We start from the raw sequence: 14,767 nt of genomic DNA, 5'->3' as shown, positions 1-14,767 counted from the left end.
TCTCACGCCATGGTTTTGTGTTCAACGGGAAGGGCACGGCTCCTTCTCATCGCTACAGCCAGCGCCATCAGAGCCAGCGCAAGTGGAATGAATGACACCCACAGCACTGTGTTCCAGCCGTAGACGGACAACAAACCGCCCGAGGAGAACGAGCCGATCGCCATCAGGCCAAAGACGATGAAGTCGTTGAGCGACTGCACGCGGGTCTTTTCCTCCGGGCGGTGGCATTCCAGCACCAGCGCCGATGCCCCGAGGAATCCGAAATTCCAGCCGAGGCCCAGCAGGATCAGCGTGGCCCAGAAGTGGGCCACGTCGATGCCACCAAGCCCGACCGCGGCAGCCAGTCCGGTCAACGCCAAGCCCACGATCGCCACGCGGCTTGCGCCGAACCGTGCGATCAGAGAACCCGTGAAGAAGCTCGGCGCGTACATCGCGATGACATGCCATTGCATCCCCAGGTTGGCGGATGCCTGGGGGTGCCCGCAGATATGCATCGCCAGCGGCGCGGCAGTCATCAGGAAGTTCATCAGCATATAGGACACTGCGCCACAGATCGCGGCGGCGACAAAGCGCGACTGACGTGCGATGTCGGTGAGCGGTCTGCCGCCGGCCATTTCTGCAACGGTGGGTTGGGGTAGCTTGACCCCGAGCAGTACAAGCGCCGAGAGCGCGGCAACGAGACCCTGCACCAGGAAGGTGACTGCGAACTTGTGCGTCGGCCACAGATCCATGGTCCAGTTCACCAATTGCGGCCCCACCACCCCTGCAGCCACACCGCCGGCCATGACCAGCGATAGTGCCCGTGCGCGCCGGGCCGGTGCCACACCATCGGCTGCCGCAAAGCGAAAGGACAGGACGACGGCGGCGTAGCCGCCTCCGAAGAAGGTCGCCAGGCAAAACAGCCAGAACAGGCCAAGGATGACCGCAAGCATCGCCAGCAGGCCGGTCAATACACCGGCCCCGGTGCCTGCCAGGAAGGCAGCGCGGCGGCCATACCTGCGGGAGATCGCACCGATGGGCAAAATGCACGCCGCCATGCCCACCACAAAGATGGAAATGGGCAAGGTAGCCAGCACGGGCACGGGTGCGAGCATGTCGCCGACGATGGCCCCCGTGGCATAAACCACCACCGAGTTAGCACCGGCCAGTGCCTGGGCGATGGACAGTCGCCAGATGTTGCCGCTCTGGACCCCTTCAAGAAGAGCGGAAGAGTGGATGGTTGGAGTGGCGTTGTACTTGGTCATATTTCGGGATTTTTGACACCCTTGCAGCGAGGTGCAGCGCACTCATCGCAAATGGTCCATGGTCAGCACGATGCGGTACTTCGCGTTACCGGACTTCATCTTTTCGTATGCCTCAGCGGCTTTCTCCAGCGGCATGATTTCGATCTGCGGCCGCACATTCACGAGCACACTGAAGTTCAGCGTTTTCTCATTGTCGCAGGGCGTGCCGGTGATCGACCCAAGAATACCGCGTTGGCCGCCGACAAGCAGTCCTGCGGAGACTGGTAACGGGCTTTTTGCGGGGTTGAGAACAACCAGCCGCCCCTCGGGTGCCAGGCCGGCCAGTAGCGCCGAAATGGTCTCGGCATGGTCGATCATGGTCACAATGGCCTGTGCGCCGCCCATAGCCCTGAGCCGCGAGGCGGCATCTTCCTGGTGGTTATCGATATAGACATGCGCGCCCAGCGCCAACGCATCGGCGGCAATATCGGCGCCTCGCCCGATGGCCACAACCCTGAAACCCATGTTCCGTGCATATTGCAGCGCCATGTGGCCCAGGCCACCGATGCCCAGGATTGCCACCGTGTCGCCAGCCTGCGCGCCGCACGTCTTCAATGCATTGAAGGTAGCGACACCTGCGCATAGGATAGGCGCGGCCTCTTCCGAGCCAAGCTCATCTGGAATGGCTACAAGACCGGTGCTGCGCGCGAGCATCATCTCGGCGTAGCCGCCGTCCCGGGTGGCACCGACGACAGGTTGGCTCAGGCACAGCTGGAACCGCCCTTGCCGGCATTGTGCACACTCGCCACAGTGACCACCCAGACGGCCCACGCCCACACGCTGGCCTACCGTCCAGATTGAGGGAATGCCTGTGCCCAGGGCCACGATACGGCCAACCACCTCGTGACCGGGCACACGCGGCGGCTGCGTAGCAGGGCCGGATCTTTCGATGTCGGCGGCATCTGCTCCGCAGATGCCGCAGGCTTCCACCTGGATCAGCACTTCCCCTGCGCCCGGCTGCAGTACGGGCCGCTCCACAAGTTCCAGTACGCCCGGCCTGCTGATCTGCATGGCCCGATAGGTCGTCTTCATGGCCAAACTCCAAGGTCTCTCCTCAGCCGTCTTGCGCGGAAGGGCTGGGTCGTGAGTCATTGCAAAAGGGAACGTCCCGTAATGCCTGCCATCAACGCTGCGACCCCTCGGCGGGCAGCATCCAGTGCGCCGGCGGCATACCCGGAAAACTCCGGTGACCATTCGCTGGCAATCCCGGAGAGCCGATCGCACCAGACGCCGGACCCGGCGGACGAAGGCAACCGCAGCCTCTGGTGAACGCCAGTGTTCTGGTGGGCTGCCACCGCCGTGCAAGGATCGCGGGACCAGTCTTTCAGATATTCTGCTCGGGGCGATGCAGCATCGTCGCCGAACAAGCGAACCAACTGCGCGCGGCAGTGCATCCGCAACGCCTCGTCCGAGATCTGGTGGCGCGCAGTGGCGGGAATGCCCAGAAATCCGAACAGTGCACCATGGCAAGCCAGCGCCGAGGCGTCGTGGATCTCCGTCATCGGGCCGACAGCGCTGCGCACTTCGCCCGAGAGCCCTTGCTCCTGCCAGAAAGGTCGATCGAAGACCGCCACATACTTGGCATGTGACGCCATCCATGTCTCGCACTCCTGCCATGGCCGTGCCAACGCGTCAGGCAACGCTGGCTCGAACACAATCTTGCCCAATGCAAGACGGGGCGGCACCGCCAGCAGAACGTGGGCCACGCGATACGCGAGCTCTCGCCCCTGCGGGCCATCGACATCCACTTCAACGCAGTCATCCCGATAGCGCAGCCGCCTCACACGGCAACCGGTCATGAGCCGGTTTGCTGTCAGGCGCTGACTCAAGGCATCGATGAGCGCACCCATGCCTCCGACCACCCGCCGCGCGGCAGGCGTGGAGCGATAGCGATCGACACGTGCGGCGGCGTGCGTCCGGGAACGCTCCAGCAGCATGTCCCCCGCCTCTTGCTGCTCAAAGGTCCGCAGGCCCAGTTCCGTCAGCAGAGCCTGAAGATCCGGTTGCAATGCGGGCCAGAACCAGGTCGCGCCAAGATCATACTGCTCGCTGGAGCGCTGTTCCCCGGTACCGGCCGCTGGTGAGACAGACATGATCCGCCCGCCCGGCGCGTCGCGAGCCTCCAGCAACACGTAATCCCGGATGCCACGTTGCTCCAGCAGGTAAGCCGCGTAGAGGCCGCTCAGGCCACCGCCGATGATGGCAACGCGCGCGGTCAGCATGACGCACCTGCCGGGCCGGCCGGGTTCGCGAGATGCCCGGTCTTGAGATATACACAGGCCCCGAAAACATCTGCGACCAAATCCGGATACGTGCCCGGCGGCAGCCGCAACCAGCTGCCTCGCTCGTATTCTTGCCCACGCTCACGCAAACCGCCGCCCAGTACCAGCAACTCAACACCCTCCACGTGTCCGTTGAACACGCTGGCGCCGGCTGGCACGCGCTCAAGGGAGACATGTTCGATGGCGTCAGAGAACAGCAGGCAGGATTCACGACCGTTCCTGACCGTCCACCGCGACTCATCTCGAGTATCGATGCGAACCGGCTGTGATTCGCTTGGCTGCATCTGCCAGAGCTTCACAAAGATGACCGCGCCCTCGCCGCTGGAGGGCTGGTGGCTGGAGCCCGGTGGGCTGCGCAGATACCAGCCCGCCGGATAATGCGCCTCACCTTCAGAGAAGGTCCCGGACAGGACCAGGATCTCTTCCCCTCCCGGATGCAAGTGGCGAGGAAAGCAGGAAGCGGGAGCGTAGCGCACAACGCTGGTGGCGCGCGCATTCTCCCCTCCCATTCGGTCCAGCATCACGCGCTCAACGCCGGGCTGGGGCGAAGGCGTCCAATGGTACTGACGGGGCGTGACGACTGCGCGCAGAGAAAAATCTGCATTGACTAGCATGGGGACATCGTTAAGGCAGGGACAGAACGGGATACATTGGGCCGTGTCGGCCAGCCGCGGCCCAATGGATCGCCTTGCCGCCTACTTGTGGAGGTGAGCGTGTATCGAGCACGCGCGCCGAATGGACGGGCTTTTGCAGCGGCAGGGGGGTGCGGCGAGATCAGGCGACCTCGTAGATTCGCACCTCAGGAGCGGCGTCCAGCAAAGGCTTGAGACCGGCCACCACATCTGCGGTGAACAGCTCGCTCTGCAAATAGGCATCTGCGTTCTCCTGGCTGTCGAAACCATGCAGCACCTGCACATCTTCCTTGCGAACCAGCAGGTCCTTCGACTTCGCGCCGGCCACCGTGCTGAGGAACGGCTCCTTGTACTTCTGGTAGATGCCGGCGGCAGCCGCGCGGTTGGCATCGGCGATCTTGAGGGAAATTTGCAGATAGACCATACGTATTCTCCGATTTCCGGTGATCAAAAATGAGCGAACGAGGCAAACTGAAAGGAAAAACTATCCGTCCAGCGATGCGCCCTGCATCGCGGGCTCCGCTTATGGCGGCAAACACGCCTTGCTTCCGACGTATTCCATTCTTCGCCAAAGGCCAGCGACTGACAAACGATATAAAATTTCTGTGATTAAAAGAAAAAGTTTACCGCCATAAGCTTTCGGTCCCACCTGGATGCGCTATTCGATCGAATAAGCCAGGTAGTCCTTCACGACTTCATCGTTCAGTGCCTGACCAAGCCCGGGCGCATCGGGCACCTTGAAACGCCCACTCGCCGGCTGGTAGTCGTGCACGCACAGTTCACGCACGCATGACTTCAGGGCGTACGTATGATGTTCATGAATCACGAAGTTCGGGATCACGGCTTCGACATGCAGGGCAGCAGCGGTCGATACCGGCCCGCCGCAGATGTGAATCTGGACCGTGGCGTCATACACATTGGCCATGTCGCAGATCTTCTTTCCTTCCGTAATGCCGCCTACCAGGCACAGGTCGGGCTGGACGACGGCCAGCGTCTGCCTTTCAAGGAGTTCGCGATAGCCCCAGCGCGTATATGAGCGCTCGCCCGTCGCCAGCGGAATGGACGTCTTGCTTGCGATCTTCTCGAAGTTCTTCGCGTTCAGCGGATTCACCGGCTCCTCATAGTAGAAGATGTTGTACGGTTCAATCGCCTTGGCAAACTGGATCGCCGAGTTCGTTCCCAGCAGCGAATGGATTTCGCAGATGATGTCCACATTGGGGCCAACCGCTTCGCGAATCGCCGCGATGCGCTCGACGCCCATCTCGAGTTCGGCATGGCTTAACAGGCCATAATGCTTCTGGTTGATCTTGGTTACGCCTGTCTTCACGCCGTCCCGACCGATCTGGAGCGGATCCACCTTGACCGCGTCGTAGCCCTCCTCGATGGCGGCACGGGCGCTGGCCGCATACTGGTCGGCCGTGACGTTTTGCGAGTACGCATCGCCCCAGCCGAACTGGAGCTGGCTGGCATACGTGCGCAGGTCATCGTTGGTCTTGCCGCCCAGCAGTTGATAGATCGGCTGCCCCATCACCTGTCCGCGGATGTCCCATAGCGCGATGTCGATTGCACTCATGCCGCCGTACATCACCGGCCCGCCTCCCGCACCCCAATAGGTGGTGCGGAACAGCAGTTCCCAGATCGCTTCGACCTTCATGGGATCCCTGCCGATAATGAACGAGGCGAAGTCCCGCAGGATTCCGACCGCCGCCTTGGCGCCGGCGCCATAGGCAAGGCCGACCTCGCCGATGCCGCTGATGCCGGCATCCGTGTGGACCCGGAGCAGAACCGGGTTGAACTTTGCCATCGATGCGTCCTTTCGATTGACTTCGCAATCGAAAATCTCCACTTTCGTAATCTTCACGTCTTCTCCACTGGTGATCGCTTGCCCAACAGACTCCGCAGTTGCGCACAGGCACAGGCCTCCACGCTGCAGACCGGGTAGAGCGAGTCGCCAAGGTCATGGCGTGAGACATCAATAGCGACTCGTCGCGAGCGAGTGTAGAAATCGGGTAGGCGAATGGTCAAATGACCGACACGGGGTCTGACATGTCAGGTCTGCCGTTTGCCCTTATTGACGATTGAAGTGGCAGGCGGCAAACACGCCGCCACACACTACGAATCAATCCGGCTCAGCAGATTTCGTTCGCGATCCGAGAAGCTCTTGCGAATGTGTTCCGTCAGCCGTTCGCAAGCGCCTTCCACGTCGCCGGCCTCCAGCGAAGCCACCACGGACTTGTGCGCGTTGAGTGAAGACTGAAAGTGGGAGTCGGGAAATGTCAGCAGGCTTCTCATCGCCCAGATCTTTATGTCCAGGGTCTCATAGGCGTCCGCCAGATACGGATTCGCGGCGAAGACAAAGGAGAGCTTGTGGAACTCCCTGTCGAGCTGCCGGTAGGCGCGCCGGTAGTTGTCCTTGAAATCCAGGGCTTCCGCGCTGGAAACATTGTTTCGCATCGCCAGCGTATATCCTGGCGCGTTCCCCGCCATCGCCAGCCTGATGGCTGCGCATTCCAGCAACGCCCTGACCAGGTTCAACTGGTCAAATTCCGCTTCACTTAGGGAGAAAATAAACGTACCGATCCGCGGCTTGACCTGAATGATCCCGATCGCTGCCAGCGATGCAATGGCACGGCGAATCGGAGCCTTGCCAACGCTAAGTCGCCTTGCCAGTAGTTCCTCACTGATCTTCTGGCCCATCTCGAACTCGCCCTGCGCGATCAGCGACTTGATCCGTTCTTGTAACGCTAGCTCGCTGCTGGCTTCTTCCACGTTTATTGGCACGGCTGTCTCCCATGTACTTCGGCCGGCAGCGGCCCGCATTCGCCGGACGATTCCGGCGCATCCGATACCGACACACGACTCTCGTTTTCATCGCCGCGTCCGCGAATAAACGCTTGCGGACCGCAACCCATGTCGAGGCGGAATGCGTAAACGAACGCCGATGTGGAACCGTAGCCCAGTTCCATCGCGGTTCGCGTTACGCTCATCCCACCGCACAGCAGTTCAATCGCCCTGAACAGCCGCATGCGGCGACGCCATGAGCGCAGCGATATGCCGGTCTCTCCGACAAAGCGCCTCGAGAGCGTACGTGCCGACATCCCCAGAGCCAGGCCCCATTCTTCCGGACCACGGGTGTCCGTCGGATCGGCGTACAACGCCTCGCAAAGCGTCGTCAACGGCGCTCTCCTGGGCCAGGGCAGCGCGCCTGGAAGCGCCTCCGCCCTGTGAAGCTGGTCAATGATCAAACGCGTGACGCGCCCCTTGTAGCCGTCGACATCCTCTTTACCGCTAATCGCAGCCGCTTCGACGATCAGCGCCTTCAGCAGTGCCGATACGCGGAACACGGTCGGAACCGCAAACGGCAAGTTCCCGCCTACGCCTTCACTGATCCAAAGGCTTCGAAACTCTGCGCCCAGTAACGAGCCAACCCGGTGCGGAAGGCCGGTGGGCAGCCAGGCGGCCTGCTCGGGCGAAATGACGAAAGAGCCGCCCGCGACGGTAACTGTCAATGCACCCGATATCGCATAGACCACCTGATGCCAATCATGGGCGTGCTCCGGAAAGGCGTGGCGCGCCGGAATGGACTGCACGCGCACGGTCATCGGCCGCGGCGGCTGCGCACCTTGCGGCGCCTGGATCGTCTCCCATCTCATGCTTCATGCTCCCGGTTGGCAGTTATTCTATATAGATTGACCCTTAGTCGAAAGACGGCCACGTCCGATTCGGCTTTAATGGTTGCCATGGCGATCGCCCAGGCTGTCCGCCGGCATGCCATCGCCTATCCCAGGCCCTGATCCTCAAAGGAGTGAATAGTTTTATGGCGCGCTTCGAAGACCGGTACGGTCTGCAACTCTCCACGACCTCTGACCTCGCCGCGGACCGCTACCAGACCGGTGTCGACCTGCTGCTCTCGCTGTGGCCGAATGCAGGTGCCACACTCGATGACGCGATCGTGGCCGACCCGGATTTCGCTCTCGCCCATGCTGCCCGCGCACGCCTGCACGCCATCCGTGCCGAGGCGAGCGAGGCCAAAGGGAAGATTGCCGTAGCGAAGGAACTGGTGGCTCGCCATGGCACCGAGCGCGAGCGCAGCCATGTGGAAGTACTGCGGCTGGCCATTCACGGCCAGTCCGCCAGTGCGCTGGCGAGCGCGCTCGAGCACACCACGCGCTGGCCGCGAGACATCATGATCCTGTCCCTGCCGCTGGGCGCCTTCGGCTTGCTCGCATTCTCGGGCATGGCAGACCACGACCAGGCACGCGTGGACCTGTGCGAGCGCCATGCCTCGCATTTCGGCGCGGATGACTGGTGGTTCCTGACCTATCGCGGCTGGTCGCATGGGGAGAATGGGGATGTCTCCCGGGGTCGCGCCCTCACCGAGCGCGCTCTTCAGTTGCGACGGAACAATGTCAATGCGGTTCACGCGCTGACGCACGTGCTGCACGAAGCCGGCGCGGGCGAAGAGGCGCAAGCGCTCATCGAGGACTGGCTGCCTGGCTACGATCGTAGCGGCATCCTGCACAGCCATATTGCGTGGCACGCCGCGCTGGTTGCGCTGGAGCGGGGCGACACCGAGCAGGCGCTCGGGATCTATGGCCAATGCGTTGCACCCTCTAACACCCTGGGCGCCCCTATCAACGTGGTGAGCGATACCGCTTCCTTCTTGTGGCGCTTCCAGGCCTATGGACATCCGGTGCCAACCGGACTCTGGCAGGATGCCTCGGCCTATGCCTCGCGGTACTTCCAGCAGGCCGGCTTCCCGTTCGCGGATGTTCACATGGCGCTTGTGGCAGCTGCCAGTGGCGACACGATGGCGCTCGAAGCGCGCATCAAAGCTCTGAACCAGCTCATCGAGGCGGAGAAGCTCCCCGCGGGCCGCGTGGTGCCGGCCATCTGTCGCGCCGCGCTGGCTTTCGCCGAAGAGGACTACCTGGGTTGCGCCAGCATCCTGGAGCCGGTGGCCCACGAGGTTGTGCGTATCGGCGGCAGCGGAGCGCAACGGGAGATCGTGGAAGACACCCTGCTGGTTGCCTTGATGCGCAGCAATAACGCGACCAAGGCGCGTGCGCTACTCAACAAGCGCCTGCATCGCCGTCCCTCGCCCCGCGACGCAAGCTGGCTTGATGCCCTCGCCGCGGCCTGATGTCGCCCGGTGGACAGCTCCCCTGGGCGACAGCGTAAAGGGGAGTCGTCGATTCCCCTAGTTCCTCCGCGCTGCTTCTCTCGCACGTGAGCCAGTCAAACCGACGGTTGGCTCGCCCACGTGTCTGCCTTCTTGTTCGCATCAAAACAGCCGCCCCTCACGCCCGACCGGCACGCATCGGCAGGCCGGGCCACTCATTCCAACATGACCTCCATTGCAACTACGGAAGCCACCGGGCTTCGACGCTTACTGGTGCATGGCATCGGGCCCGTTGCGGCGATCGCCATCGCGCAGCTCTTCGGCACCGCATTGTGGTTCAGCGCGAACAGCACCGCAGCCGACCTGATGCGAGTCTGGCAGGCCTCGGAGGCCGACATCGGCTGGCTCACCAGCGCGGTACAGCTTGGTTTCATCCTGGGCACGCTGGGCATCTCCCTGAGCGGAGGCGCAGACCGATTCCGCGCGAGTTCGATCTTCGTGGGAAGCGCGATTTCCGGGGCGCTCTTCAATCTCGCCTTTGCCTGGTGCTCGACTGGCCTCGTCAGTGGTGCGGCGCTTCGCTTCTGCGTAGGCGTCTGCCTCGCGGGCATCTATCCGATGGGGATGAAACTGATTGTTGGCTGGGCACCGCATCGAACCGGTCAAGCCCTGGCTCAACTGGTCGCGATGCTGACGCTCGGCACCGCCCTGCCCCATGCGATGCGTGTCGCAGGCGCTGGTCTGCCATGGCAACTAGTCATTACCGCATCGTCGCTACTCGCCCTGCTCGGCGCCTGCGTAATCCGCGTGCTTGGAGACGGCCCCCATTCCCTGATGAAGCCGCGTCAGGCGCCGCACGCAAGCACGGCTAGCCCTGCTCATCGCTCGGTGCTGCACGTCTTCCGCATTGATTCATTCCGCGCCGCAACTCTGGGATACTTCGGGCATATGTGGGAGCTCTACGCGTTCTGGACCGTGGTACCGGCTCTTGTCGCACGCACATCGTTGGCGGCAATGTTCCCGGACATCGGAGTCCCCGGACTCGCCTTCATGGTGATCGGGATCGGCGGCCTTGGCTCGCTGGTCGGCGGCTCCTTATCGCAACGTGTCGGCAGCGCCAGGGTGGCACTGGCCGCGCTAAGCCTCTCGGGACTCTGTGCTATCGCTTTCGCGCTCGGCTGGCGGACGCTGTCGCCTGTTCCTCTCCTCGGTTTGCTATTGCTGTGGGGAGCGTCCGTCGTGGCCGACTCTCCACAGTTCTCCGCGCTTGCTGCGAAAGCGTGCCCACCGGAGCTCGTTGGCAGCGCCCTTGCAATCCAGAACTCTATTGGCTTCGCCATCACGGTCGTTTCCATTGCAGCGACAACGGCATTGATCGAACGCGTCGGACTGGACGCTACGTGGCTCCTTGTTCCGGGCCCGCTCCTTGGACTGGCCGGATTCTCGCTGACATCTCTACGGGCACGCGCTTCGCGCTGACCGGAGCGCGCCACTCGCTGGAAAGGCAAACTGCCTGCAGGCACAGGCGTGATCCGGCTCCCGCTTCTGGCCGGAAAACAAGGCATTGATCAGCGCTTGTCGACGCCACCGCATTGTCAATAGTAGAAAACACCGGACCTGAAATGGCAGATCCCGTCGTGCTCAATTGACGCTCTCGGCATGGAATACCTAGACTCTGCCGCACCACGGATGCAAGCGCGCTGACTGGCCGGAAACTTGCCTATACAGACATGACAGCGCGCCGCGTCGGTACATGAATCCATGCGACTTCAAGATATGGGGAGACAGTAATGAAGTACAGCGCAAGCCTCGCCGGCGTCATCGCCATTTCATCGTTTGCCGTGACCACCGCGGCGTGGGCAGACGACTATCCGAATCGGCCGATTACGCTCGTCATTCCCTGGGCGGCTGGGGGATCCACCGACGTGGTCTTTCGCACGCTGGCCAACGCTGCGGCCAAGCGGCTGGGTCAGCCTTTTGTGGTCGAGAACAAGCCCGGCGTAGGGGGAACACTGGGCGCCGTGACAATGTCGAAGACTGCCAGGCCAGACGGCTATACCATTGCCCAGGTATCGGTTCCCTTGTTCCGCCTGCCGCTTATCCAGAAGAGCAACTGGGATCCCGAGAAGGACTTCACGTACATCGTGGGCCTGATGGGTTATACCTTTGCCATCACGACGGCAGCGCAGTCTCCGTACAAGAACTGGGCTGACGTCGTCAGCGCGGCGAAGAAAAATCCGGGCGCCATTACGTACGGCACGTCTGGCCAGAGTTCGACCCCGCACCTGGGCATGGAACAGATCAGCGCCATGGCCGGCATCGACCTCGCGCATGTGCCGTTCAAGTCGGGTTCCGAGACCAGCGTCGCGTTGCTCGGCGGACATACCCAGCTACAGGTTGAAGGCGGCACGTGGATTCCCCTGGTCAAGAGCGGCAAGGCCAGGCTTCTCGCGGTCTGGACCGAGAAGCGCAGCAAGTTGTTCCCTGACGCGCCAACCTTAAAAGAACTCGGCTATCCCCTCGTCATCACCTCTCCGATTGGTCTCGCGGGACCCCGCGGCATGGATCCGAAGATTGTCAGGAAGCTACAGGATGCATTCCATGCGGCAATGGGCGATCCCGAAGTGCAAAAGATCATGGACGATTATCTGATGCAACCGGACTACAAGACCTCCGAGGACTTCCGGAAGTTCATGCTGCAAGAGCAGAGCAAGGAAAAGGCGCTGGTCAAGCGCCTCGGACTAAGTATGCAATAACGCCGGGCGAAGTCGGTAATACCGTCACAGGCAAGCGCCGCGACATCGGCAGATGTCGCGGCCCGTCGACCGGCGTTGCTGCTGCAAGTCATTCACCTTGGCCTTTGTCATAGCCTTGCCTCAGCAGGTCCAGCAACGCGCTGACGTAGCTTCTTGGACCCAGCACGTCCCTGCGTGCGCAGAGATTCAGTGTTCTTGCCGCCCATGAATCCTTGAGTGCGACCACCCTGAGCTCCGCGCAATTGACCGTGGCCAGGGCGGAACGCGGAACGATAGCCACGCCGGCGCCGGAGCGAACCATGGATGCGACCGCCGCGAAGCCGGCCACCTGGATGCGCACATCGACGCGTTTGCCGAGTTCCGACGCCTTGGCGAGCAAGAACGAGTGAATGGCCGAGCCGTTCTGCTGGCTGACAAACGGGAAGCGCAGACAGTCCACGAATGACGCCGGTTCGCGCTCTTCCCATGGTTCGGACGATGCCACCAGCAATACGATCTCATCCTCCTTATAGGGAAAGTACACAAGCTCGGGATGGGGTTCGGCATGCGTGAGGATGCCGATATCGGCACGCCCTTCGACCACGGCGACGAGGATATCCCGGCTCACGTGCTCTTCGAGCGTTATGCGGGCCCTGGGATGGGCTTTCAGGAAGCGTTGCAGGTCGCCGGGCAGGAAACTGGCTATCGCGCTGCTGCTGGCGTAGATGGCGACCTGTGCATGGACGTCTTCCGAGAAGGGCACAAGGTTAGCGTGCATCTCATCCAGTTCGCTGAGGCACCGCCGGCAGTGGTCCACCATGATTTGGCCGGCCCTGGTAGGTGAGACGCCGCGCGCCTCGCGCTTGAACAGCTTGGTGCCAATCACCTGCTCCAGGTGCTTGACGCGCAGGCTTGCCGTCGAGGGTGCCAGAAAGCACGCCGCCCCGCCTTTCGTCATGTTCCCCGCATCCGCGATCGCCACGACGAGCTTCAGATCCATGATGCTGCAATGCATCAGCCTTTGCATTTCTCAAATTCTCGTCTTGCAACAACTCGTTTGTCCTGAGGAGTCTGCACATACAGACTTTGCGTGCCGGCATTGTGCTCGAACTTTTGGAAATCGCAAATGTGCAAAGAAACGCAGTCTCCATCCGCCGCCTTGGCGGCTCTCACCAGCGCCATCGCGCAGATTCTCGACAGTTCCAGGCTTCCCGATGTGGGCGCCATCCGTTCGGCGATTCTGCACGCCTTCCGCTCGGGGGTCTGGATTCCCCACGAGCAGCGCGAACCCGGCGATGAAAGCTATGTGCGCCATGTCCTCCACAGCGATCCGGCCCGCCGCTACACCGTTCTTGCCCTGGTATGGAAAGGCGGCCAGGCCAGCCCGATCCATGCGCATCACACCTGGTGCGCTTATTCGGTGGTTTCAGGAGAACTGTTCGAAGAGCGCTTTTCGTACGACGCCGCCGGCCACGGCGCGGTCGCCACCCATGGTGCATCCAGGCGACCGGGGGATGGCGGCTGTGGCCCGGCCGGCTTGAATCAGATTCATCGCCTGCGCAATAGCCGCGACGAAACCGCCATCTCCGTACACGCATATGGCGTTCCGGCGACGGAACTGAGTCAGGGCGTCAACAACGTCCTGCCGCTTCTGGAACCCGCCTCGCTCTAAAGGGAGTTGCTACCGTGAAAAACATCGATCACTGGAAGCGCATGGAAAGGGTATTGCGCGGCGATCCCATCGAGCAGACCCCGGTCTCGCTTTGGCGCCATTTTCCCGTGGAGGATACCGATGCCGGCAAGCTGGCCCGGCATACGATAGCGTGGCAGGAAAAATGGAGGTTCGACTTCGTGAAGTTCATGCCTCCCGGCACCTTCAGCGTCGAAGACTGGGGCGCCACCACGGCCTACGCGGGGGCGGCAAACGGCGCCCGGGTCGTAACCCGTGCCGCCGTCAAACGCACGGAAGACTGGAAGAATATCCGCCACATCAGCGCGCGAGCCGGCTCGTGGGGACAGCAAAACGTTGCGCTGGCGCAAGCCGCCCAAGCGCTCCATGGTTCGGTACCGATTCTTCAGACCGCATTCAGCCCGCTGACGACAGCCCGCAAGCTCGCCACCGAGGCCCTGTTTGCCGACATCCGCTGCCACCCGGACGCTGTCGAAGCGGCCCTGCGCGTCATCACGGACGTCACCATCGAATTCTGTCTGGACGCAATCCGAGCAGGTGCCCACGGCATCTTCCTCGCCACCCAACTCGCTTCGCACCGGCTCCTTACGGTTTCAGAATATGAGCGCTTCGGTGCGAAGTACGACATCGAGATACTCAAAGCCTTGCAAGGCCGCTGTCAGGTCAGCATGCTTCACGCCCACGGCGATGACATCATGTTTGATCTGCTTTCCGCCTACCCGGTACAGCTGTTCAACTGGCACGACCGACTGACCGATCCGGATCTCCGGCGCGCCCGCCAGAAATTCCCCCGAGTACTGGTGGGTGGACTGAACGAGCACCAGACCCTGATCCACGGCACACCCGAAGAAATCGCCGGCGAAGTCGAGGATGCCATCGCGCAGACTGGCGGCCGGCGCCTGATAATCGGACCGGGATGCGTACTGCCGGTCGCAACCAGTGATAGTGCTATTCAAGCGGTTCTGCAATCTGCACGCGACCGCAATGCGGTAACGTTGTAGCGATAACCCCGGTCGGAAGCCC

14 protein-coding genes are annotated in these 14,767 nt (G+C 62.1%); 5 read left to right on the top strand and 9 right to left on the bottom strand.

The features are described from left to right. Nucleotides 1-2: 2 nt before the first annotated feature. The 8 genes from CBM2586_RS18315 to CBM2586_RS18280 all read right to left on the bottom strand — a co-directional run bounded on the left by CBM2586_RS18315 (nt 3) and on the right by CBM2586_RS18280 (nt 7,850). Entirely contained in the window at nt 3-1,244 is a 1,242-nt protein-coding gene (locus CBM2586_RS18315) for an MFS transporter (protein WP_115665551.1), read from the bottom strand. Between the two features lie 42 nt (nt 1,245-1,286). After that, nucleotides 1,287-2,315, bottom strand: coding sequence for an alcohol dehydrogenase (locus tag CBM2586_RS18310; RefSeq protein WP_115689041.1), 1,029 nt, complete (start codon nt 2,313-2,315; stop codon nt 1,287-1,289). A gap of 56 nt (nt 2,316-2,371) precedes the next feature. Continuing rightward, nucleotides 2,372-3,505: a flavin monoamine oxidase family protein gene (locus CBM2586_RS18305; protein WP_115689039.1), complete on the bottom strand. Its 1,134-nt coding sequence runs from the start codon at nt 3,503-3,505 to the stop codon at nt 2,372-2,374. After that, on the bottom strand, nt 3,499-4,179 hold the full coding sequence (locus CBM2586_RS18300) for a cupin domain-containing protein (protein ID WP_115665554.1): 681 nt from the start codon (nt 4,177-4,179) through the stop codon (nt 3,499-3,501). Before CBM2586_RS18300 ends, CBM2586_RS18305 begins: the two co-directional genes overlap by 7 nt. A gap of 160 nt (nt 4,180-4,339) precedes the next feature. Further along, nucleotides 4,340-4,621 (bottom strand): hypothetical protein, encoded by a 282-nt coding sequence (locus tag CBM2586_RS18295; RefSeq protein WP_115665555.1) that lies wholly within the window; start codon nt 4,619-4,621, stop codon nt 4,340-4,342. 234 nt (nt 4,622-4,855) lie between these two features. Continuing rightward, nucleotides 4,856-6,058, bottom strand: coding sequence for a mandelate racemase/muconate lactonizing enzyme family protein (locus tag CBM2586_RS18290; protein ID WP_115665556.1), 1,203 nt, complete (start codon nt 6,056-6,058; stop codon nt 4,856-4,858). Between the two features lie 251 nt (nt 6,059-6,309). Next, the gene (locus CBM2586_RS18285; RefSeq protein WP_172583365.1) at nt 6,310-6,966 is read right to left on the bottom strand and encodes a GntR family transcriptional regulator; all 657 of its coding nucleotides are present in this window, start codon (nt 6,964-6,966) and stop codon (nt 6,310-6,312) included. Between the two features lie 2 nt (nt 6,967-6,968). Then, nucleotides 6,969-7,850, bottom strand: coding sequence for an AraC family transcriptional regulator (locus CBM2586_RS18280; protein ID WP_115689037.1), 882 nt, complete (start codon nt 7,848-7,850; stop codon nt 6,969-6,971). 164 nt (nt 7,851-8,014) lie between these two features. Between CBM2586_RS18280 and CBM2586_RS18275 the strand changes: the two genes are divergently transcribed. The 3 genes from CBM2586_RS18275 to CBM2586_RS18265 all read left to right on the top strand — a co-directional run bounded on the left by CBM2586_RS18275 (nt 8,015) and on the right by CBM2586_RS18265 (nt 12,075). After that, nucleotides 8,015-9,340 (top strand): tetratricopeptide repeat protein, encoded by a 1,326-nt coding sequence (locus tag CBM2586_RS18275; RefSeq protein WP_115689035.1) that lies wholly within the window; start codon nt 8,015-8,017, stop codon nt 9,338-9,340. Nucleotides 9,341-9,544: 204 nt separating this feature from the next. Beyond that, a complete protein-coding gene (locus CBM2586_RS18270) occupies nt 9,545-10,798 on the top strand; it encodes an MFS transporter (RefSeq protein WP_115689033.1) in 1,254 nt (417 codons plus the stop codon). 311 nt (nt 10,799-11,109) lie between these two features. Next, nucleotides 11,110-12,075, top strand: a complete 966-nt coding sequence (locus tag CBM2586_RS18265; RefSeq protein ID WP_115689031.1) for a tripartite tricarboxylate transporter substrate binding protein — start codon at nt 11,110-11,112, stop codon at nt 12,073-12,075. A gap of 88 nt (nt 12,076-12,163) precedes the next feature. On the opposite strand, the gene CBM2586_RS18260 is transcribed toward CBM2586_RS18265, so the two are convergent. Further along, nucleotides 12,164-13,054, bottom strand: a complete 891-nt coding sequence (locus tag CBM2586_RS18260; protein WP_240987958.1) for a LysR family transcriptional regulator — start codon at nt 13,052-13,054, stop codon at nt 12,164-12,166. Nucleotides 13,055-13,180: 126 nt separating this feature from the next. Between CBM2586_RS18260 and CBM2586_RS18255 the strand changes: the two genes are divergently transcribed. Both CBM2586_RS18255 and CBM2586_RS18250 read left to right on the top strand, forming a co-directional pair. Further along, on the top strand, nt 13,181-13,726 hold the full coding sequence (locus CBM2586_RS18255) for a cysteine dioxygenase family protein (protein WP_115665562.1): 546 nt from the start codon (nt 13,181-13,183) through the stop codon (nt 13,724-13,726). A 14-nt stretch (nt 13,727-13,740) separates the two neighbouring features. Next, complete coding sequence (locus tag CBM2586_RS18250) at nt 13,741-14,745, top strand: uroporphyrinogen decarboxylase family protein (protein ID WP_115689029.1); 1,005 nt, start codon at nt 13,741-13,743, stop codon at nt 14,743-14,745. The last annotated feature ends 22 nt before the right edge of the window (nt 14,746-14,767 follow it).

The organism is Cupriavidus taiwanensis, from assembly GCF_900250115.1.
GTDB classification, from domain to species: domain Bacteria; phylum Pseudomonadota; class Gammaproteobacteria; order Burkholderiales; family Burkholderiaceae; genus Cupriavidus; species Cupriavidus taiwanensis_B.
The sequence above is the reverse complement of the archived record's forward strand: the minus strand, read 5'-3'. Positions and strand labels throughout refer to the sequence as shown.

What these genes read in the sequence shown, in the direction of transcription:
- CBM2586_RS18315 (WP_115665551.1), bottom strand. Translation starts at nt 1,244, where the DNA reads ATGACCAAGTACAACGCCACTCCAACCATCCACTCTTCCGCTCTTCTT.
- CBM2586_RS18310 (WP_115689041.1), bottom strand. Translation starts at nt 2,315, where the DNA reads ATGAAGACGACCTATCGGGCCATGCAGATCAGCAGGCCGGGCGTACTG.
- CBM2586_RS18305 (WP_115689039.1), bottom strand. Translation starts at nt 3,505, where the DNA reads ATGCTGACCGCGCGCGTTGCCATCATCGGCGGTGGCCTGAGCGGCCTC.
- CBM2586_RS18300 (WP_115665554.1), bottom strand. Translation starts at nt 4,179, where the DNA reads ATGCTAGTCAATGCAGATTTTTCTCTGCGCGCAGTCGTCACGCCCCGT.
- CBM2586_RS18295 (WP_115665555.1), bottom strand. Translation starts at nt 4,621, where the DNA reads ATGGTCTATCTGCAAATTTCCCTCAAGATCGCCGATGCCAACCGCGCG.
- CBM2586_RS18280 (WP_115689037.1), bottom strand. Translation starts at nt 7,850, where the DNA reads ATGAGATGGGAGACGATCCAGGCGCCGCAAGGTGCGCAGCCGCCGCGG.
- CBM2586_RS18275 (WP_115689035.1), top strand. Translation starts at nt 8,015, where the DNA reads ATGGCGCGCTTCGAAGACCGGTACGGTCTGCAACTCTCCACGACCTCT.
- CBM2586_RS18270 (WP_115689033.1), top strand. Translation starts at nt 9,545, where the DNA reads ATGACCTCCATTGCAACTACGGAAGCCACCGGGCTTCGACGCTTACTG.
- CBM2586_RS18265 (WP_115689031.1), top strand. Translation starts at nt 11,110, where the DNA reads ATGAAGTACAGCGCAAGCCTCGCCGGCGTCATCGCCATTTCATCGTTT.
- CBM2586_RS18260 (WP_240987958.1), bottom strand. Translation starts at nt 13,054, where the DNA reads ATGGATCTGAAGCTCGTCGTGGCGATCGCGGATGCGGGGAACATGACG.
- CBM2586_RS18255 (WP_115665562.1), top strand. Translation starts at nt 13,181, where the DNA reads ATGTGCAAAGAAACGCAGTCTCCATCCGCCGCCTTGGCGGCTCTCACC.